General features: G+C 59.9%; 15 protein-coding genes. 7 read left to right on the top strand and 8 right to left on the bottom strand.

Translation table 11 applies throughout. From position 1 onward, the window contains the following. The 3 genes from ACXX81_RS13540 to inhA all read right to left on the bottom strand — a co-directional run bounded on the left by ACXX81_RS13540 (position 1) and on the right by inhA (position 4,212). A complete protein-coding gene (locus ACXX81_RS13540; protein WP_209980858.1) occupies positions 1-1,461 on the bottom strand; it encodes a mannose-1-phosphate guanylyltransferase/mannose-6-phosphate isomerase in 1,461 nt (486 codons plus the stop codon). Then, entirely contained in the window at positions 1,461-2,900 is a 1,440-nt protein-coding gene (locus ACXX81_RS13535) for an undecaprenyl-phosphate glucose phosphotransferase (RefSeq protein ID WP_458571869.1), read from the bottom strand. Before ACXX81_RS13535 ends, ACXX81_RS13540 begins: the two co-directional genes overlap by 1 nt. Positions 2,901-3,531: 631 nt before the next feature. Then, entirely contained in the window at positions 3,532-4,212 is a 681-nt protein-coding gene (inhA, locus tag ACXX81_RS13530; protein WP_209980861.1) for an isonitrile hydratase, read from the bottom strand. A 92-nt stretch (positions 4,213-4,304) separates the two neighbouring features. Between inhA and ACXX81_RS13525 the strand changes: the two genes are divergently transcribed. Next, on the top strand, positions 4,305-5,270 hold the full coding sequence (locus ACXX81_RS13525) for a GlxA family transcriptional regulator (protein ID WP_209980863.1): 966 nt from the start codon (positions 4,305-4,307) through the stop codon (positions 5,268-5,270). 166 nt (positions 5,271-5,436) lie between these two features. On the opposite strand, the gene ACXX81_RS13520 is transcribed toward ACXX81_RS13525, so the two are convergent. From ACXX81_RS13520 to ACXX81_RS13510, 3 genes are read right to left on the bottom strand one after another with little or no spacing between them, the layout of a single operon-like run. After that, entirely contained in the window at positions 5,437-6,339 is a 903-nt protein-coding gene (locus tag ACXX81_RS13520) for an alpha/beta fold hydrolase (protein WP_322213238.1), read from the bottom strand. A 40-nt stretch (positions 6,340-6,379) separates the two neighbouring features. Continuing rightward, positions 6,380-8,206 carry a glycoside hydrolase family 15 protein gene (locus tag ACXX81_RS13515; RefSeq protein WP_209980867.1) on the bottom strand — a complete coding sequence of 609 codons (1,827 nt, stop codon included), beginning with the start codon at positions 8,204-8,206 and terminating at the stop codon, positions 6,380-6,382. Beyond that, positions 8,199-8,999, bottom strand: coding sequence for a glucose 1-dehydrogenase (locus tag ACXX81_RS13510; protein WP_209980869.1), 801 nt, complete (start codon positions 8,997-8,999; stop codon positions 8,199-8,201). The genes ACXX81_RS13515 and ACXX81_RS13510 overlap by 8 nt, the downstream gene beginning before the upstream one ends. A gap of 126 nt (positions 9,000-9,125) precedes the next feature. On the opposite strand from ACXX81_RS13510, the gene ACXX81_RS13505 reads away from it, so the two are divergent. Further along, positions 9,126-10,064: a type III secretion effector protein gene (locus tag ACXX81_RS13505; RefSeq protein ID WP_209980871.1), complete on the top strand. Its 939-nt coding sequence runs from the start codon at positions 9,126-9,128 to the stop codon at positions 10,062-10,064. 231 nt (positions 10,065-10,295) lie between these two features. After that, positions 10,296-11,213 carry a type III secretion protein gene (locus ACXX81_RS13500; protein WP_458571868.1) on the top strand — a complete coding sequence of 306 codons (918 nt, stop codon included), beginning with the start codon at positions 10,296-10,298 and terminating at the stop codon, positions 11,211-11,213. Positions 11,214-11,603: 390 nt separating this feature from the next. Here the strand turns inward: ACXX81_RS13500 and ACXX81_RS13495 are convergent, their stop codons facing one another. Continuing rightward, a complete protein-coding gene (locus tag ACXX81_RS13495) occupies positions 11,604-12,755 on the bottom strand; it encodes an MFS transporter (RefSeq protein ID WP_209980874.1) in 1,152 nt (383 codons plus the stop codon). Between the two features lie 574 nt (positions 12,756-13,329). Between ACXX81_RS13495 and ACXX81_RS13490 the strand changes: the two genes are divergently transcribed. The 4 genes from ACXX81_RS13490 to ACXX81_RS13475 are packed head-to-tail and all read left to right on the top strand — an operon-like array spanning position 13,330 to position 19,121. Beyond that, positions 13,330-15,348, top strand: coding sequence for a type VI secretion system Vgr family protein (locus ACXX81_RS13490; protein WP_209980876.1), 2,019 nt, complete (start codon positions 13,330-13,332; stop codon positions 15,346-15,348). Beyond that, positions 15,348-16,184 carry a DUF4123 domain-containing protein gene (locus tag ACXX81_RS13485; RefSeq protein ID WP_231421848.1) on the top strand — a complete coding sequence of 279 codons (837 nt, stop codon included), beginning with the start codon at positions 15,348-15,350 and terminating at the stop codon, positions 16,182-16,184. The genes ACXX81_RS13490 and ACXX81_RS13485 overlap by 1 nt, the downstream gene beginning before the upstream one ends. Beyond that, positions 16,177-16,953, top strand: a complete 777-nt coding sequence (locus ACXX81_RS13480; protein ID WP_231421648.1) for a hypothetical protein — start codon at positions 16,177-16,179, stop codon at positions 16,951-16,953. The genes ACXX81_RS13485 and ACXX81_RS13480 overlap by 8 nt, the downstream gene beginning before the upstream one ends. A gap of 11 nt (positions 16,954-16,964) precedes the next feature. Next, positions 16,965-19,121, top strand: coding sequence for a lipase family protein (locus tag ACXX81_RS13475; protein WP_231421649.1), 2,157 nt, complete (start codon positions 16,965-16,967; stop codon positions 19,119-19,121). On the opposite strand, the gene codA is transcribed toward ACXX81_RS13475, so the two are convergent. After that, positions 19,118-20,365 carry a cytosine deaminase gene (gene codA / locus ACXX81_RS13470; protein WP_231421650.1) on the bottom strand — a complete coding sequence of 416 codons (1,248 nt, stop codon included), beginning with the start codon at positions 20,363-20,365 and terminating at the stop codon, positions 19,118-19,120. The two genes, ACXX81_RS13475 and codA, sit on opposite strands and share 4 nt — an antisense overlap. Positions 20,366-20,382: the final 17 nt, after the last annotated feature.

The following is a 20,382-nucleotide window of genomic DNA, read 5'->3' as shown; positions in this document are numbered from 1 at the left end:
TCACTTCTTCACGTCGGCAGGCGCGCGCCCGTAGATATCGTCAAAGCGCACGATATCGTCCTCGCCCAGGTACTCGCCGCTCTGCACCTCGATCATCACCAGGTCGATGATGCCGGGGTTGGTCAAGCGATGCTTGTGCCCGGCGGGAATATAGGTGGACTCATTGGCGTTGATCAGAAACTCGCGCTCGCCATTTGTGATCTGCGCAGCGCCGCTGACCACCACCCAGTGTTCGCTGCGGTGATGGTGCATCTGCAACGACAACGACGCCTGCGGTTTGACGACGATGCGCTTGATCTTGAACCGGCTGCTTTCCTCCAGCACGGTGTAGGTGCCCCAGGGCCGGGTGACGGTGCGGTGCAGGCTGTACGCCGGATGGTTCTGGCGCTTGAGTTCGGCGACGATATAGCGCACATCCTGGCTGCGGTGGGCGTCGGCAATCAGCAGGGCATCGGGGGTGTCGACAATGATCAGATCGCGCACGCCCACGGCACCGAGCACGCGCTTGGGCGAGTCGATGTAGCAGTTGTGCACATCATGCAAAATCGCTTCGCCGTTGATCTGGTTGCCATGGGCATCGCTCGGCGTGAGCTGGCGCAGGGCTTCCCACGAGCCGATGTCGCTCCAGCCGATATCGCAGGGCACCACGGCCACTTGCGTGGATTTCTCCATCAGCGCCACGTCGATGGAAACGTCCGGCGCGCTGCCGAAGGCCTCTGCATCCAGCTCACGCTGGCGCGAGGTTTTGTTCTGCAGGTGCTGGCTGTGCTCCAAGGCCGCGCGGGCCGCCTGCAATACCTCGGGCGCGTAAGTGGTCAGTTCGTCCACCAGGGTTTTGGCCTTGAAGCAGAACATCCCGGCGTTCCACAGGTGCTTGCCGCCGTCGAGGTAGGCTTGTGCGGTGGCCAGGTCCGGTTTCTCGACAAAGCGCTGCACGCGGTTGCCGGTGCTCAGCGCCTCACCTTTCTCGATATAGCCAAAGCCGGTTTCGGGGTGGTCGGGCTGGATGCCGAAGGTCACCAGAAAGCCTGCCTCGGCCAGGTCACGGGCCTGGGTCACGGCGGCGGCGAACGCGGTCTCGTTGTGGATCAAATGGTCGGCGGGCATCACCAACAGTTGTGCGTCATCGCCAAAATGTTCCTGCACATGCAGCGCCGCCACGGCGATGGCCGCAGCCGTGTTGCGGCCGAACGGCTCCAGCAGCAGGTCCAGGGGCAGGCGGGACGGGTTGACCAACCGGTAGTCATCGAGTGTACGAAACAGCATCTCGCGGTTGGTCACCGTCAGCACGCTCTCCACACCGGGCAGGCGTGCGGCGCGTTGGAAGGTCTTCTGCAACAGGCTCTGGCCATCGCGCATGCGCATGAACGGCTTGGGCATGTTCTGGCGTGACACCGGCCACAGCCGCGTGCCCGACCCACCGGAAATAATGCAGGGAATTAATCCGTTGAGGGTATTCATCAATAGACTTCCTTGGTGGATAGAACGGCGGGAACCGTCATGAAGACGATGTACAAGTCAAACCACACCGACCACTTGGAGATGTATTCCAGGTCGTACTCGACACGTTTCTGGATCTTGAACAGGGTGTCGGTTTCACCCCGGTAACCATTGATCTGCGCCCAGCCGGTGATGCCCGGTTTGACCCGGTGCCTGGAGCTGTACTCGCTCACCGCCACTTCGAAGGGCACGCCGGCGGCCTTGGTAGCAGTGGCGTGCGGGCGCGGGCCGACCATCGACATGTTGCCCAGCAGCACATTGAACAGCTGCGGCAGCTCGTCGATGCTGGTCTTGCGGATGATGCGCCCGACGCGGGTGATGCGCGGGTCGTGCCGGGTGGTTTGTTGTTGCGCGGTGAAATCGCTCTGGTCGGTGTACATAGAGCGAAACTTGAACACGCGTATTTCATTGTCGTTATAGCCAAAGCGGTTCTGGCGAAACAACACCGGGCCCCTGGAGTCGAGCTTGATCGCAATGGCCGTGATGATCATCAGCGGCGCCAGCGCCACCAGCGCCAGGCTCGCCAGGAAACAATCTTCAAGGCGCTTGATCACCGGCGACCAGCCACGCAATGGCAATTGCGAGGTGTTGAACATCAGGATGCCGCCCACGTCGGTGATCTTGCTATGGCCGTAGCGCAGCGCGGCCATGTCCGGCACCAGCATCACGTTCACCGACAACTGCCGTAGACGATTGACCAGCCCATGGATGCGCTGCTCCGCAGCCCAGGGCAGACAGATCATCACCTGGTTGACCTGCTCGGCGCGGATCAGCTTTTCCAGGTCGCGGGTGTTACCCAGCAATGGCAGATTGCTTAACTCCTTGGGGATGCGCTCGGTGCGATCATCGATAAAACCGATCAGACCGGAGCGGATATCGCCGTTGCGTTGCAGGTGGTCGGCAACGTGCACGGCGGTGTCGGTAAACCCAAGGATCACCGTGCGCTGCAGGTACTTACCCTTGCGCATCAAACTGCTGTAAAGGCGCAGCATCAACAAACGTTCGAGACAAAACAGCCCAAGGCTTGCGAAGTACCAGGTCAACAGGTTACGTGGCGTCAATTGTGGAAAAAACTGCAATATCTGATACATGAACAGCAGGATGCAGAAGGCGGCTGACCAGGCCTTGATCTTGGTTTTCAAGCGCAGACGGTTGCTGAACAATTCCTCCGAATAAATGCCCAACGCCTGGAACAAAATGATGGTCAGAAACGCAAAAAATACGAGCAGGCCGAGGAAGTGCGAACGCATCTCTGGGTTCATCGGATCGATGAAAAAAACCAGTACCAGCGGGGGTAATATCGCACTTAAACCATGAATAAATTTGACAAAAACAACAAAGAACTCAACAAAACCGGCACGCGTTAAAAACAAGCTATCGACTGATGACTTTTCTCGCATAAAACATCCCTCATTGCACTCCATGCGCTTTAACCGGTATGCGTTAGTAGTGCATTAAACTCGGCTACGCTGGTGAAATCGCAACTAATCAATCCAAATGCGACACATCCATTTGAAGGGATCTTGCGGAGCAGTGGCTAAAGGAAGTGTTCCTCATGGTTGCTTAGTCAACGAATTGACGGTGGTGCGGATGCAACGTTTTAAAGATGTTAATCAGTGTGTTATGAGGCATTTTATTGACATTCCTTGTCCGTTCAGGTGGTAAGAGGGGTGTGTTTTTGAGTGTAGGAACAAATTTGAAAATTTTCCTGCTTAACAGCGAAGGTTTTTCAAAACGCGGTGGGAAAGGGGGACAGAGAGGAGAGGGAAGTTACGACTAAGTGCCGTGGCTGCGGGGTTTTAGTGGGATTGGAAGTTGTTTTTTTAACTTCAAAAATAAATGAAAAAAAGTTAATCGAAGGACCGATAGCGACCGTTTTTAATGGGAATGCCTGCTACCGAAAGGGGAAGTCATCACTTATTCAAAATGTGGGAGCGGGCTTGCTCGCGAAGGCGGTATGTCAGTGCCGGATTCAGCGAATGACACACCCCCCTTCGCGAGCAAGCCCGCTCCCACAGAGATACTGCGTCGTCAGCCTAATCGCGCGGCGGCGCGTGCGGTAATTTCACCTCGCACCCTGCGCGACTCGGCGGTGCGCTTGTGGGCTTCGTCCAACACATGCTGTGGCGCAGTGTCCGGACGTCCGGCGTCGAACGGTGGCGCGGGGGCGTATTCGATCTGCAACTGCACCAACTGCGCCGCCGCTTCGCTGTACAGCTCCGCCGCCAGCACCAGCGCAAAGTCGATCCCTGCCGTAATGCCGCCGCCGGTGAACAGGTTGCCGTCGCGCACCACGCGTTCCTGCACCGGGATTGCGCCGAGCGGGGCGAGCATGTCGTGGTAGGCCCAATGAGTGGTGGCCTTGCGACCGCGCAGCAAACCCGCCGCACCGAGTACCAGCGAGCCGGTGCACACCGAGGTCACGTAGCGTGCAGTGAGCGACTGGGCCTTGAGGAAATCGAGGGTGTCGGCATCTTCCATCAACGCACCGACGCCGGCACCGCCGGGTACGCAGAGCACATCCAGGTTGGGGCAGTCGGTATAGGTCATGGTCGGCGTGAACACCAGGCCGGTGCTGGAGGTGACCGGTGCGAGGTCCTTCCATACCAAATGTAATTTCACCTCTGGCAGCGAGCCCAGCACGTCGTAAGGGCCAGTGAGGTCCAGTTGCTGAATGCCGGGGAACAGCAGGAAGCCGATCTGCAAGGTCATGAATGAAACTCCGTTGAGAAGAAGTAGACGCTTGCACTGTAGAGGCCTAGGCTCTGGCGTATACGCCATTGAGCCCACAAATCGCGCCAATCATGCCCAGAATCATTCACGTACTCGCTTTTGATAACGCCCAGGTGCTCGATGTGACCGGGCCCTTGCAGGTGTTCGCATCGGCCAACGACCTGGCCCGTCAGCGTGGCCAGCCGTTGCCGTACCGCGTCTCGGTGATCGCGGCCCAGGCCGAACCGGTCATGACGTCTGCGGGCCTGGCGCTGCTGGCCGAGCCGTTACCGGCAGTCGACACGCCGTGCGACACCCTGGTGATTGCTGGCGGCTGGGGCGTCTACGGTGCCGCCGAAGACCCGGCGCTGGTGCAATGGGTGCGCGCAAAAGCCCGGCACACCCGGCGCATGGCCTCGGTGTGCACCGGTGCTTTTCTGCTGGCAGCCAGTGGCCTGCTCGACGGTTGTCGCGTCGCCACCCACTGGACGCGTTGCGAGGAACTGGCGCGCAAGTTTCCCGCCTTGACGGTGGAGCCCAACCCGATCTTCATCCAGCAGGGTGCGGTGTGGACGTCGGCCGGTGTCACCGCCGGTATCGACCTGTGCCTGGCGCTTGTCGAAGAAGATCTTGGCCGCGCCGTGGCCTTGGAAGTGGCGCGGCACCTGGTGGTGTTCCTCAAGCGGCCGGGCGGGCAGTCGCAATTCAGCGTCACGCTGTCGTTGCAGAACGGCGGCAGCCGCTTCGCCGAATTGCACGCCTGGATCGCGGAAAACCTGACGCTGGATCTGAGCATCGCCACCCTGGCTGCACAGGCCGGCATGAGCGAGCGCAGCTTCGTGCGCCACTACCGCGCCGAAACCGGCCAGACTCCCGCTCGCGCCGTCGACCTGATCCGCGTCGAAACCGCCCGCCGGCAACTGGCAGACAGCGCAGCGTCGATCAAGCGCATCGCCGTGCAGTGCGGGTTTGGTTGCGAAGAAACCCTGCGCCGCAGCTTCCTGCGCGCAGTGTCGGTGACACCTCAGGCATACCGGGAGCGTTTTTCACCGGCGTAGCCATAGCGCCAATGGAAACGGCTCTACCCAACAAGTAGCTCCTGTGGCGAGCGCCAACCCCTGTGGGAGCTGTCGAGCTTCAGCGAGGCTGCGATGGGATCGCTGCGGTGTGCCTGCCAGACCGCATCGCCTGCATCGCAAGCCTTATCCGGCGGGGAGGATGCTTTTATCGGCGCAGCAACTCCAGCAACGCCGCCAGGGTCGCTCGCGGTGCTTCCTGAGGAATATTGTGGCCCACGCCAGGCAATACCTGGCGTCGATAAAACCCGCTGAAATGCGCGAGGTCTTCATCTTCTTCCGGCGCAGGCCCGACGCCGTCGTCGGCCCCGCACAACGAAATACTCGGCACTGAAATCGGTGGCTGTTGCACCAGCGCCTGTTCAATGGATTCCAGCGCAGGATCACCCGGCGCGTACATGAATCGATGGCGATAGGAGTGAATCACCACCGCGACAAAATCGGGGTTATCGAATGAAGGCGCGGTCTGCGCATACTGGCTCGGTCCTTCTGCCCAGGACGGCGACCAAAGCGTCCACAGCAATTGGCAGAGCTCGCGGCGATTGGCCGTCAAGCCCGCCACGCCGCGTGGGGTATGAAAATAGTACTGGTACCACAAACGATGCTCCGTCGCAGGCGCCTGAGGCTCGTGCGAGTGGGCGATGTCCTGAATGTTATAGCCATCGCCGGTGACCAGCCCGCGCACCCGCTCCGGCCACAGCGCCGCGACAATACAGGCTGCGCGCCCGCCCCAGTCGTAACCGGCCAGCGTGGCTTGCGCAATCGACAGCGCATCCATGAAGTCCAGCAAGTCCCTGGCCAGCGCGGCTTGCTGCCCCGAGCGCATCACCTGTGTGTTGATGAACCGCGTCGGCCCGTAGCCGCGCAGGTAGGGCACCAGCACGCGATAGCCCTGCTCGCCCAGGGCCGGCGCAATCCCATCATAGCTGCGCGGGTCATAGGGGAAACCGTGCAACAGAATCACCGGTTCACCGTCGGCCGGACCATGGGCCTCATAGGCCATGTCCAGCATGGAGGTACGCACGTAAAGCAGCGGGGCAGGGCAGTTCATCGTTGGCTCCTATCGATGCGTCAAAAGTGACACCCTATGGTCACGGCTGCCACACCGTCTTCTCCCCACTCAACTTCCTGTCCAGAAACGTCGCCGCGCTGATCAGCGCCAGATGGCTCAACGCCTGAGGCGTGTTGCCCAGGTGCCGTGCCTGGGTGTCGAATTCCTCGGCGTACAGGCCCAGCGGGTTGGCGTAGCGCAGCAGTTGCTCGAATTCCAGATGGGCCTTTTCCACCTGGCCGGCGCGGGCCAGGCATTCGACGTACCAGAACGAGCAGGCCGCGAAAGCGCCTTCGGTGCCCTGCAGGCCGTCGATCTGGCTGTCGTCGTTGCGGTAGCGGTAGACCATGCCGTCGCGTACCAGGCTTTTCTGGATCGCGGCCAGGGTCGATAGCCAGCGCGGGTCGGTGGCGGCGACGAAGCGTACCAGCGGCATCAGCAGCATTGAGCCATCGAGGGCGGTGCTGCCGATGTGCTGCACGAAATGGCCGCGCTCCTCGTTCCAGAAGTTTTCCCAGATGTCGGCATAGATCGCCTGGCGCGTCTGGTCCCAGCGGGCGAACGGGGCCGGCAGCGAACGTTTGGAGGCCAGGCGGATTGCGCGGTCCAGGGCCACCCAGCACATCAGCCGCGAATGCAGGAAGTGATGCTGTTCGCCGCGCATCTCCCAGATGCCCACATCCTTGGTATTCCAGATTTCGCAGACCTGGTTCGCCACGTCCACCGTGTGTTTCCAGCCCTCATGGGAGATGGCTTCACCGTATTTGTTCACCAGGTAAACCGCGTCCATCAGCTCGCCGTAGATATCCAGCTGAACCTGATCGAACGCCTCGTTGCCGATGCGCACCGGCGTAGCGCCGCCATGACCGCTGAAGTGGTCGAGAGTGGCTTCCGGCAACTGCTGGCGACCGTCGATACCGTAGAGGATGTTGATCTTGATCGACTGGCCGCAGCAGTCGCTGACCCGGCCTTTGAGCCAGCGCATGTAGCTGTTGGCTTCTTCAATAAATCCCAGGCGCATGAACGCGTAGACAGTGAAAGAAGCGTCGCGGATCCAGGTGTAGCGATAATCCCAGTTGCGCTCGCCGCCGGCAGTTTCAGGCAGGCCGAAGGTGGCGGCGGCAATGATTGCGCCGTGTTTGCGCGAGGTCAGCAGTTTCAGTGCCAGGGCCGAGCGGTTGACCATTTCGCGCCAGCGCCCACGGTAATTGGATTGGCTGATCCAGCCGCGCCAGAACTTCAAGGTGCGTTCCAGATAGAGGTCGGTGCATGCGTTGGTGACGCGCGGATCATCCTCACCGCCGAGCACGAATTCGGCGCCTTCGCCCTGGGCCAGACTGAAGCTGGCGACGGCGGCATCGTCTTCGAGGGTCAGCGCATGGCTGCCGCTCAGGCGCAGGCCAGGCTGGTCGGCGGCGCTGAACACCACGCCTGCATTGGCCATCTCGGCGCGGGTGGTGGCCCGCGCATAGTCATGGCGCACGGCGCAGCGCAGGTGAATGGTCGCCTTGCCGCTGACCACGCGTACGCGACGAATCAACAGCGGCAGGTCATCGACATCCTCACTGACGGTGAGCAGATCGGTGATCTCTACCACGGCTTCGTCACTCAACCAACGGGTTTGCAGCACATTGGTGTCGGGCAGGTAGATCTGCTCGCGACGGGCGTCGGGCAGGTCGGGGGTGAGCTGGAAAGTGCCGGCGTCAGGGGTGTCGAGCAACGCGCAGAAGATCGACGGGCTGTCGAATTCCGGCCAGCAGAAAAAGTCGATGCTGCCCTTGTCGTTCACCAATGCTGCGCTGCGCATGTCGCCAATGATGCCGTGGGCATCGATCGCGCTCTGGGGTTCGTTCCTGAAATCAACCATTGCCACGAAACTCCGGATAAAGGCTCATGCCGCCGTCAATGAAAAGGGTGCTGCCGACCACATAATCAGATGCGTCACTGGCCAGCCATACCACCGCGTTGGCCACGTCTTCCACGTCGCCAACGCGGCCGTAGGGGATCAGCTTGAGCAGCTCTTTTTCTGCCGCGCCTTCGGTGGCTGCGCGGTTGATCGCCGTGCGAATCGCCCCCGGCGCGATGCCATTGATGCGAATGCGTTGCTCGCTGACCTCCTGGGCCAGGGTGCGCATCAACATCTCCACACCGCCTTTGGACGCTGCGTAATTCACATGGCCGGCCCAGGGAATCAGCTGGTGCACCGAACTCATGTGGATGATCTTGCCGGCCGCGCGGGAAACACCTTCGCGCACACCCTGGCGATTGAAAATGCGCACCGCTGCACGGGCGCAAAGGAACTGGCCGGTGAGGTTGACGCCGATCACGGTGTTCCAGTCGTCGAGGGTCATATCGACCAGCTTGGCGTCTTTTTGCAGGCCGGAGTTGGCGACCAGAATATCCAGGTGACCGAATGCGTCGAGGGTCTGGGCAAACAGACGCTCCACGTCAGCCTCTTTTGACACATCGCCGCCGATGGCAATGGCGCGTCCGCCGCCGGCATTGATCTGTGCGGCCAGGGCTTCGGCCGGTGCCGCCTGGGAATTGTAATTGAGCACTACGGCAGCGCCCGCTTCGGCCAGGGCCTTGGCGGCGCCTGCGCCGATGCCGGAGCTGGCACCGGTGACCAGCGCTACTTGTTGCTGCAATGTGATCTGCATCGGCCCACCCACTGATTGTTGAGAGTCCCTTGTGCTGACTGGCGGGCGGCGCTGGAAGTTCAGGGCCATGCATGATTGCCCGCCAGGAACCGATTCCGACCGATGCGCCACACAGGAGGTCAGTTGATGCGTTTCGACCGCAGGTCGGATCTCTCGGCTGCAGACCGCCCCCGTTCACTGGAGAAACCCATGTCGGTATCGACGACTGATCCATCCGTATCCACTTCATCCTTCCATAGCCACTCCCAGGCTAACGCCAGGCCTGAGGAAGCGGCCAAACGCTCTTCGCCTGCTGCGCCGTCCGTCAATGGGCAGAAAATGGCCAATGTGAGCTTTCACTTCCATCAAAACCAGGCCGGACCGGTTTTCGGTCAAGCGCAAACGACAGCGCACATTCAGCATCAGCCCGCCGAGCCTCAGCGCCCTGCGCCTTCGATGTGGGGTTTGCTGGCAATGGTCAGTAACTTGATGAGCCTGTTAGGGTTCGCCCGGCCACCCCTGCTTGCGGGCTTGTCGACGCAGAATAACGAACAGCTGGCGCAAATGCTGTTCAATAATTTCGACGCCTTCAGAGACCCGAAGAAGCCGAGTTATGTCAGCTTCGACAGTATTCGAACGATGGCGAAAAAAGCCTGGACCAGCGATCCGGTCATGAACCAGAACATCCTTCTGGCCAGAGAAATGCTCAAGCGCCCGGCGCTCATGAGAGGTCTCGATCAGGATAAATTCACGGGTGCGCAGGATGGCCTGATCAGGTTGCAAGACCTGGCCGCCGTCAGCCGGGGCGATACTTACTTCAAGTACAAAGGCGATAAAGAGCTGGTCGGATCGATATTCCAGCACTTCAACGAATTGAAATCGCCGGGTGCGCAGGACCTCCGTATCAGCGATCTGGCAAGGTGGGCTGCCGAACCTCTGATGGGTAAAGGTCATCAGGATGACCTGATTCAGATGGCCCGTGAAATCCTCAAGCGTTCTCAGTTGTTGGAAAACATCAATGCCTTTCAACTCGGGTCCGGCGGCGACACTCTCATGCTGTCAGCGCTCTACCACTTGTCTCGCTGACTGTTGCCCCGGCGCCACCCACCGTACGTGGCGCCTGGGTAACGGGTTGGCTGCCCGCCAGGGCGCAACGTTTTTTACATGCTGTCATTGGTGTTTTTCGAACGTTCGGAACTGTCCCTCTCATCCAGCCACATATCAGGTGTTTGCCTGACCTGAGTTTACTCGATGACCGGGCTCATCAAGTTGATGCTCACCAGGCAGGCCTATATTTGAAAAAGTTGGAGATAGCTCATGAGTATCGAGGGCGCATTACCTTACGCACGGCCTTCAGCGCTGGATACAACGGCTATGCGGTCAGCCGTGGCAACACCGGCATCGCCCCCCGAGGCCTGGGGTGAAAGCCAAACGCCTTTAACGGCCGAAACGCCTCGTCAGTCTTCACGGTTGCGCGGATCATTATCCGTGCTGCATCACCGAGGTTTGCAGAATCTCCCCAATGTGCGGGCGCGGACTTCTCCCATCGGCTGCGCAACGACGGACAGCCAGTTGGCCTCGGCACTGGAAAAAGACTATTACCTGTTGTGCCCCTTCCTGAAGGAGGGCCGCCTGACCCTGTCATCACTGCACCAGTTCGCGGCAGAGCCCCATGACGATTGCGACGAGCGCAGCCGCCTGAGCCCGACAGTGGGGGAAATCCTCAAGCGCCCGCGACTGACCGATGCGATCTTGACCCGCGATGGCGACATCACCCGCGACAGCCTCAAGATCGCCGCTTCGGCGATGCAGGGCAGCAGTTCACCGCAGGTATTCAGCCAGGATCCGTTTCATGGCAAGGGCAATCACGAGGTGGTGCTGGCTCTTAAGGAATTGTTCGAGCAATTGCGCGAGCCGGCGAAGGATCGAAAGTTTTTCTTTGGCGCTCGCCAGTATGTGGCAATCGCGGCGCTCAAGGAGGTGATGCTGGACCCTTACGAGGTCGATCGGCACGCAGTGCCTGTAGTCGATCCGTTCACAGGCATGCCCAGACCCAAATACAGCGAGCGCTGCGTGTACATGGCGAAGAATCTGTTCACTCGACCGGAATTGATGCCCTCTCTGGAGCGCACCAACGCCGCGCTGCTGTTTGGTCCGATGTGTCCGCAGGGCTATCTCAGCAATACGAGCCTTGATCATTGGCTTGAGCAGGACGCAGAGCGCAAGGCGCGTTGATGGCAGTTGGCGGAGCCTCTTTACAAACGTTTGGAGCGGTCAGGAGGGAACCATTTGCGGCGGTTTGCCACGAATAAGACACCCCATCGGTAGGAGTGTGCCGATGGGTGTCTTCAACTACTGGATCAGGTCTGGATCATGAACTCGACATCCGTTGAATCTCGTCACGCCCAGTACACCGTACCCCTGACTGCTGCATGTGAGGCCAAAAACCAGGACAAGTCTCTGACGGAGGGCCTCAACCTCACGTCCACGCCTAAATTCAGCTTCAAGGCGCCTACTACCGAGGACTTTCATAAAGGTTCGAGAGCGCTCACGGAGAAGTCTGAATCCGGTTTGTCGAGTTCACTGCTCGCCAGCTTACGGAACCTGTTTTCCCGTCGCACGTGATCATGCCCGCAGTATTTTCCCGCTGACCGCTACCCCTGCCAGCAGAATCCCGATCAGCATGAAGGCGGTGGCCAGACTGCTGCCGTGAGCAATGAACCCGATCACGGCAGGGCCCGCCAGAATCCCTGCATAGCCCAGCGTGGTGATGGCCGGCACGGCAATGTGTTCCGGCATTACGGTCTGCTTGCCGACTGCGGTATAGAGCACCGGGACGATGTTTGAACAGCCGGCGCCCACCAGCGCATAACCGAGCAATGCCATTTCCCAGGCAGGGGAGAGTGTCGCGAGGAATATGCCGGCCGCCGCCAGCGCGCCGCCGACCACGATCACACGCGTTGCGCCCAGACGACGCACGATCACATCACCGGTCAGGCGTCCGGCGGTCATGGTCAAGGCAAAGGCTGCGTAGCCCAGGCCCGCATAGGCTTCATCCAGGCCGCGTTCGGCACTGAGGAACACTGCGCTCCAATCCAGTACCGCGCCTTCGGCCAGGAACACGATAAAACACAGACAGCCGATAAACAGCACCACGCCATGGGGAATGGCAAACGCAGGTCCGGAGCTCTCACTGCCGTAAGGCAACAGATGCGGCCCGGCCTTGAGCAGCGCCAGGACCATGATCACGATCACTACCAGCGTCGCCTGCAGGGGCGAGCAGCCGAGCCCCAGCAGGCCCGCGACACCCGCCGCGCCGACAATGCCCCCCAGGCTGAACAACCCATGGAAGCCTGACATCATGGTCTTGCCACTGGCGCGCTCAACGATCACCGCTTGCAGGTTGACCGTAGAGTCCACCGCGCCGAGGCCCGCGCCGAACAGGAATAACCCGGCAATCAGTAGCGGTATAGAACTGACCGTGGCCAGCATCGGCAAGGCCAGGCAGATCATGATCGTACCCGCCGTCAGTACGCGGCGGCAGCCATAGCGTGATGCGAGCACGCCCGCCATTGGCATGGCGAGGATCGACCCCACTCCCAGGCATAACAGCAGCAGGCCCAGCGTGCCTTCGTTGAGGTTCGCGCGCGCCTTGGCATAGGGCACCAGAGGGGCCCAGGCCGCGATGCCGAAGCCGGCGATAAAAAAGGCGATGCGTGTCGACATTTGTTCCAGCCGGCCGGGAACCACGGGCGCTGGGGTGGGGATGGCAGTCATGCAGAGTCCTTGGTTTGACGTTCAACTAACGATGTCCTGCGCGACATCCTTGCACATCAGGCCGTCCCGAGCGAGCGTGCTTGCGTCGCCATTCGGGGCTAAAAGCGCCGGTTGCGAATATTATTTTACAAATGCGGGAACGCTCAGCACGTTACTGACCACAGAAAGGCTATCGAGCCTATGGGAGGTGGTCTTGAAGGTGTGTAGTCCCCGGGGGAAAGGCTGAACCCCGGATTTCCCGCAGGGATTACTCTTATCAGTGCACCTCCCACAGGATCGGTTTTTTGTGATAAACCGACACTTGCTTGGCATGTGACTACAGCTTGTTAGTTATCTGCCTACGAACTAACGTACGAAATTTCTTGTTGATAGCAATCAGTCTGTTGGTCTTTTTTATTATCTTGTAAAAGACACTTCCATCCTCGTCGTACGAAACTTCTTTTTTATTTTTGAAAGGCCGAATTTCCTCTGGGATCGCTAAGCTTCAGGGCGTTCAGGCACTTTTTTTCGCCACCCAGCGGGGACTGACGAGGAAAAGCATTTCAATCAGGAAGTTGATTGGCGGTTACCCAAGATGGCTGATGCGTTTGTTTCTTCACGGTGTAAATTAATCTTTCCAGGGCTGGATACAGACTTTCAGGTATTGGCATTCAAGGGCACTGAGGCCATTGATCAGCCATACTTTATTCAGGTTCAGTTAGTCAGCGAAAACGCCTCTATTGACCTGGAGGCCTTGCTTCATCAACCAGTCTTCCTGTGCCTGGGCGAAGTCGATGAAGGCCTGCATGGGCAGGTCTACAGCGTCGGTCGCGATGACCCGGGTGCACGGCTCACGCGCTACCGCCTCACCCTGGCACCGCGGCTGGCGTGCCTGGCCCACCGCCGCGACCAGAGGATTTTCCAGCTGCGCAGTGTGCCGCAGATCATTGCGGCGGTGCTCGAACACCACGGCATCCTCGCCGACGCCTATGCCTTTGAGCTTGGCCCGGTGGTGTATCCGCCGCGCGAGTTCTGCGTGCAATACGCAGAAACCGACCTGCATTTCATCCAGCGGCTGTGCGAGGAGGAGGGCATCCATTTCCACTTTCGCCACACTGCGGACAATCATCTACTGGTATTCGGCGATGACCAGACGGTGTTTCAGCGCCTGCCCGCGCAGCGTTACAGCGCCTCAGCCGACCCGATGCATCAGGGCGCTCCGGTGGTCCAGCGTTTCGACCGGCGGCTGGCGACACGCAGCCAGCAAACCGTGCGCCGTGATCATGATTTCGAGCACCCTTCGCTGTCCCTGCAGGACACCGCCGGGGATACCGGCGCGCTACCCCATCAGGACTATCGGTACCCCGCAGGCTTTACCGGCCATGCACGGGGTGTGCAATTGGCGCGACGGGGCCTGGAGCGCCATCAAAGCGATCGGCATCGGGTGCTGGGCAGGAGTGATCAACCTGCGCTGCGCAGTGGTCACTTCCTGCCGTTGCAGGACCACCCGGACCCGGACTGCAATGACCTGTGGCTGCTCACGTCGGTGCGCCATGAAGGTTATCAACCGCAGGTGCTGGAGGAAGCAGTCGTCGAGGCTGGCAAGTTCCGTGGTTATCGCAACCGCTTCACCGCGACACCCTGGCGCGCCGTACACCGACCGCCCCTCAAACACCCCAGGCCAACCATCAACGGCAGCCAGACCGCGACAGTGACCGGGCCTGCCGGGGAGGATGTGCATTGCGATGCCTATGGCCGGGTGAAGGTCCGCTTTCATTGGGATCGCCTGGACAAGACCGACGACAAGAGCAGTTGCTGGGTGAGGGTGGCGTCGGGATGGGCAGGTGATGGCTTCGGCGCGATGATGATTCCACGGGTGGGGATGGAAGTGCTGGTGACGTTCCTGGAAGGCGATCCGGACCGGCCGCTTGTCAACGGCTGCCTGCCCAATGCATCACACCTGCCCAGCTACCCGTTGCCACAACACAAGACGCGCAGCGTGTTGCGCAGTTGCAGCTCACCCGGCGGCGATGGCGCCAACGAGTTGCACCTCGAAGACCGGCGCGGCGAGGAACTCATCTTCCTGCGCGCCCAGCGTGACCTGGAACAACAGGTCGGGCATGACAGTCGCCTTGAGGTGGCCGGCGAGCGGCGTGAAGTCATTCGCGGAGTGAATTCGGTGCGCCTGGAAAGCGAGGATCATTGCCATGTCGTGGGTGATCGCAAGGTGGTGCTCGAGGCGCACGATCACCTCGATGTACAGGGTGACAGCCTGACCCGTGTCGGCCAGACCCTGGTGATCGAGGCCGGGCAGCAACTGCACCTCAAGGCCGGTGCCAGCCTGGTGATTGATGCGGGGGCGCAACTGAGTCTGAAGGCCGGAGGCGAACACCTGGTGATCCAGGCCGGCGGTATCTTCAGCAGCCGGCCAATCATCCCGGGCGGTGCGCCGTCCCTCACGCGCTCGATCAGCGCCATGCCGGCGGCGGCTGCGAGTATCTCCACGGCACAGGGCGCCATCATGCGTTTGGCTCGAAAACTGGACGCGGATTTTTGCCCACTCTGTGAACGCTGCCGCGAAGGCCTGTGCGACAGGCTCGGGAGGGCTGCATGATGGAGAACCTGCCCAGCGAATGGATGGTCCGGCAACAACAGGCGGGACGGCGTCTGTGTCTGATACTCGAGGGAAGCAACCGTGCGCGTCAGCCACTGCTGGCCGTGCGTGAGCCGCCTTACTACCGCAGCCTGTACAGCGAGACCGTTGCAGCGCAGCTGGCAGACTCAGGTCCCGTGATGCTGCTGTTGGAGCATCTGAATGAACCCGCTCTGGTTGAGCTGCTGCAACATCCCGAGGGCCATTGGGGTTGGCTGGGGAGCCTGCCCGATGAAGACCTGACCAGCCTGGCGCGACACTGGCGCGAGCGGTTGATCATGGGGCCGGCTGGTAGTCAGGCGCTCTACCGTTTCCACGACAGTCGCACCTTCGCCCGTGCCCTGGCCCATTTACCGAAAGCACACTGGCCGACCTTTCTCGGCCCTATGATCAGCGTGTGCTACTGGCATGAAGGCGCCTGGCAACAAGCCGAGAACCCTGCCCCCGGAGACTACCCGGTGCCTGATCCGGCCCCATGGCTGACCGTCCCAAACCCACAGTCCGAAGCGATCCTGCACGGCAATATCCTGCGCTACCTGTTGGCCGAACACAGCGAAAACCTTGCTGCGCTGTTTGAATTTCAGGACCCCCGAATCTGGTTGACGCAAGTACTGGAACAGGCACGTGCCTGGCAATGGAGTGGGGTGGAGCAACTGGAATTCCTGGTGGTGCGCAGGCTGGAGGAAGCGACGCGAGGCAGCATTGTTCATTGGCCACCGAGAACCGGCGAGACGCCGGGAGAGCATTTTGAACGGGTCGCTGGGCAATGGCGCAGGGCGGGGTGCGAGGATGAATAGGTGGGTGGGAGCGACGTTATTTGTTTTTGTGATGGCGGGGCTTTATGGGTGTGCGGGGAGGACGGCGGAGCGCTTTACGTTGGAGTTGGATTTGCCGGCCGGATTTAAAATTAAAACGGCTGCCAATTATCGACCTGCAACGGGGGAGACCTGCACGCTGCCCCGACGTCGAGGCAAAAGACCTGAACGGAAGGTGTTTTCTTCTGAGTACGCATCGGTAGCGAGTCGAGTGAGTTATGAGCTTCCTCTGACCGAAACGACGGACGGATGTCCCCTGGTATTACGCGACCTGGAGTTTGATATTTATGCAAAGTGGGGAGCGCGGTACTCGGATGTTGCTGGAGAGATCACGAGCATCTTTATCGGTGATGGAGCAGCGGCGGTTGCCTCACCCGAAATGGGTTCGGGTGTTCAGGTGTTACGCCGGCAATGTCAGTGGTTGTTTCGAACCGCAGGGCCCCAGCACACAATCATCAAAGTTCTTAAATGCAATTCGGTAACCGATGAGGAAGACGAGCGCAAAAAATCTGTGGCGGTTGAACGGGACCAGCTTGCGAAGAAAACCCTCAGGGTTGTCATAGGCGTCATCAACGAAGAGCGACCTTACATGGGCGACAACTGGGTCCAGTTTCCACAGGGCTGGAAGCGTTGTCGGGGAAGCAGCCTGGAGGACCAAAACGCTTTTTGCGCCGCAAACACGGTGGACTTCAAGTCTTTCAAAATGCCCGATGGACGTAGATGCACTATTTATCCAACCTGCACTGAATAAGGATATCCAGCATGGCAATTGAGCAATGGAAGCAGCCTTTTTTTAACGAAAGAATGCCTGCTTGTGCATTACGTGGTGATTGGCTGAGCTTCCGTCTTGTGGAGGCATCAGGGGAAGGAAAAGCCTATGGCGGGCTTGCCTACGAGGTTATTGACAGTGCCGGACAGAGACACAAAGGGCAGCTGGACGGAAATGGTTTTGTGCGGCTGGAGGATCAATGCAAAGGTCCTGTCGTGCTGATTTTCAATGCACTCTATGAGGTGGGAGAGAGCGTGTATCAGCACTTGCAGAAGCGCAGTAGCTATCCATTACTTATTACCGACCTCCAGGTCAGAGCTGAAAAAACGCGATTTCTTGATCCTGTAGCTGAGCGTAATGAGAAGAACCCGGCCTGGCAGAAGGGAGATCATTACTATCAGGTTGAGGTGCGTGATCTGGTTCGACACGGGGCCCATTTACCAACGTTGACACCCGGCATTCATGGAACCCAACGACACGCGTTAAAGATGGTGGCCGAGCTGGGTTTTGGTCCTCCTGAACAGGCACTGTCAGGCGTCGTGTTGTTTCCCAACCGGCATACGGTTCTTGAGGTTCGGCCATTACGTGCGCTTCGGCCAATTCTTTCCAGTGATGATCAGTTCTGTGCCTTGAACCTTTACCAATTGGCGCTGATGTCTACTTTGAGTTACTGCGGTTTTGGTCAGGAACCTGCGGATAAACCAGTGGATGAGGTGCATTTCTCGCTGGAGCCCAGTGTGGGAAATGTCTTCGCACAAAAGCTTTCAGGGTATCAGCAGGCATGGAAATTTGACGGCGGGCAGGTGCAGCGCTTTTATCCCTTGTATGAAGATGTACCGTACTCCAAACGTTTTGAAATATTGCCCTTCGACCCTGAGTTGTATCCGCAAAACGCTCCAGACTTGGGGACGGCCCAGGAGCATCCCGCCAAATTGCATTTTTTTGACGATGAGGCGTTTGGCACTGATACCCAAGCCTTTATCTGCCATCACGATGAGATTGTCTTGATTGCTGTACGCGGTACCGCCAGTACATCTGATGGATTAAGGGACGCAAATGCTCACAAGGTGTCCTTTTCCGAGGGTGTCGGCAAAGTTCATCAGGGCTTTTACCAGGCATACGGTGCCATGCGCGATTTTGTGTTGCGATATCTCAGCCTGTTTCATAGGGGGCAACGCATCATCATTTGCGGTCACAGTCTTGGCGGCGCAATTGCCTTGCTATTGGCTGAAGGACTGCGTCGCGTCCCTGACCGAGATTACAACCCACTCCTCTACACTTACGGCGCCCCCCGCGCAGCCGACTCCGAGTTCGTCGCCGGCGCGTCCAGCTTGGTGCACCATCGCATCGTCAACCACAACGACCCCGTGCCCAGTGTCCCGGCCACATGGATGAACACCACTGCCAAGCTGTGGATTCCCGGTGCTGTCGCATTGTTCAGTGCCCCCGGACCCGGCGGCTTGTTGTTCGCCGCCGGGCTGGTGCGCGTGGGTGGCGACCCCTATCAGCATCATGGCGAACAGCAGCATTTCATGCCGATCAAGCTGCCGGATGGCACGCAGTCTTCGGTGTTGTGGAAACCCGGTTGTGAGTCCATCCAGGAAGCGGCCTGCAATCGCGCGCTGCAGCTGTACGGTGACATGCCCGCGCGTGACAACCTGCTGAAACAGCTATTTCAGGCCAGCCAGCATTTCATGACTGCCAGTTACATACCGGCCGCCTGGGCCACCTTGCGTCGTTGGCAGCAGACCCTGGAAAGCCAGGGTACGCTGGTCACGCCGAGGGAGTTCGAATGGATCGACCGAGCGCTTGAGCATATGGGCCAGCAACTGCGCAACAGGAACCGCGAACTTGATCGTCGTCGGCCGACTAACCAGCGCAGTCACGCGCACCCACTCAGCCAGGCCTTGAGTGCCGAAATCGACCGCTTGCGCACCAGCCGCGAGCGCCTGCAGAGCTTGCGCTGGCGCCGCCTTGATGCCCGCGACGTCTATGGCAGTCATGCCGACGCGCCGCACCTGCAACCCTGCCTTAAACGTTGGTTCAGCCATCGCGAGAACCGCGCATTGTCCCAGGTTGCCAGCATTCCTCCGCCCACCCTCGATGATCGAGGGAGGGTGCATACGCTGGATATCGACTCGATCGTCTAGCCCGCAGCGTGCAAAAATTCCACCTGCGCGGGCTGGCGTTTCATTAGCACCTTGCCATTGCGGATCGAGTACAGCGGCAGGCCCTGGCTGCGAATTACCTCATAGTCGCTGTCTGCCGAGAGAATCAGCAGGTTGGCCGCCCGCCCGGGGGCCAGGCCGTACCGGTCACCCAGGGCCATGGCCTTGGCGCTGTTGTCGGTGACCAGATCGAGGGCGCTTTGCAGGTTGCGGTAGCCGAGCATATGGCAGATGTGCAAGCCCGCTTCCAATACGCGCAGGATGTTGCCGTTGCCCAGCGGGTACCACGGATCGACGATGGAGTCCTGGCCGAAGCACACGTTCATGCCGGCCTCCAGCAGTTCGTTGACGCGCGTAACGCCACGGCGTTTCGGGAAACTGTCGAAGCGCCCTTGCAGGTGAATGCTTTCGGTGGGGCAGGACACGAAGCTGATGCCCGAATGCCCCAGCAGGCGGAACAGTTTGGCGCAGTAGGCATTGTCGTAGGAGCCCATGGCCGTGGTGTGGCTGGCGGTGACACGGGCACCCATGTCGCGGCTGCGCGCTTCTTCGGCAAGCACTTCGAGGAAGCGCGAGTGGGGGTCGTCGGTTTCGTCGCAATGCACGTCCACCAGGCAGCCGGTGCGCTCGGCCAGGTCCATCAGAAATTTCACCGAGCTTACGCCCTGGTCACGGGTGTACTCGAAGTGCGGAATGCCGCCGACCACATCGGCCCCCAGGCGAATGGCTTCTTCCATCAGCTCACGGCCGTTGCGGTAGGACTCGATGCCTTCCTGGGGAAAGGCGACGATTTGCAGGTCGATCAGGTGCGCGCTTTCCTCGCGCACCTGCAGCATGGCCTTGAGCGCGGTGAGGTCCGGGTCGGTGACATCGACGTGGGTGCGCACATGCTGGATACCGTGGGCGGCCAGGGCCTGAATGGTCTTGCGGGCACGGGTGCGGGTGTCTTCCTCAGTGATGGTGGCCTTGCGTTCGCCCCAGCACTCGATGCCTTCGAACAACGTACCGCTCATGTTCCAGCGTGGTTCGCCGGCCGTGAGGGTGGCATCGAGATGGATATGCGGTTCGACAAAGGGCGGTATCACCAGATTGCCGGCGGCGTCCAGGTCGTGGGCTGTTAACGCAGGCACAGCGGTCTGTGCCGTGATGCTGGCAATCCGGCCATTTTCCAGGTGCAGATCATGCAGGCCTTCACGGTTGCGCAGGCGGGCATTGATGATGTGCATGGGCAAGTTCCTCTTGG

It is taken from the genome of Pseudomonas sp. GNP013, assembly GCF_054343995.1.
The sequence above is the reverse complement of the archived record's forward strand: the minus strand, read 5'-3'. Positions and strand labels throughout refer to the sequence as shown.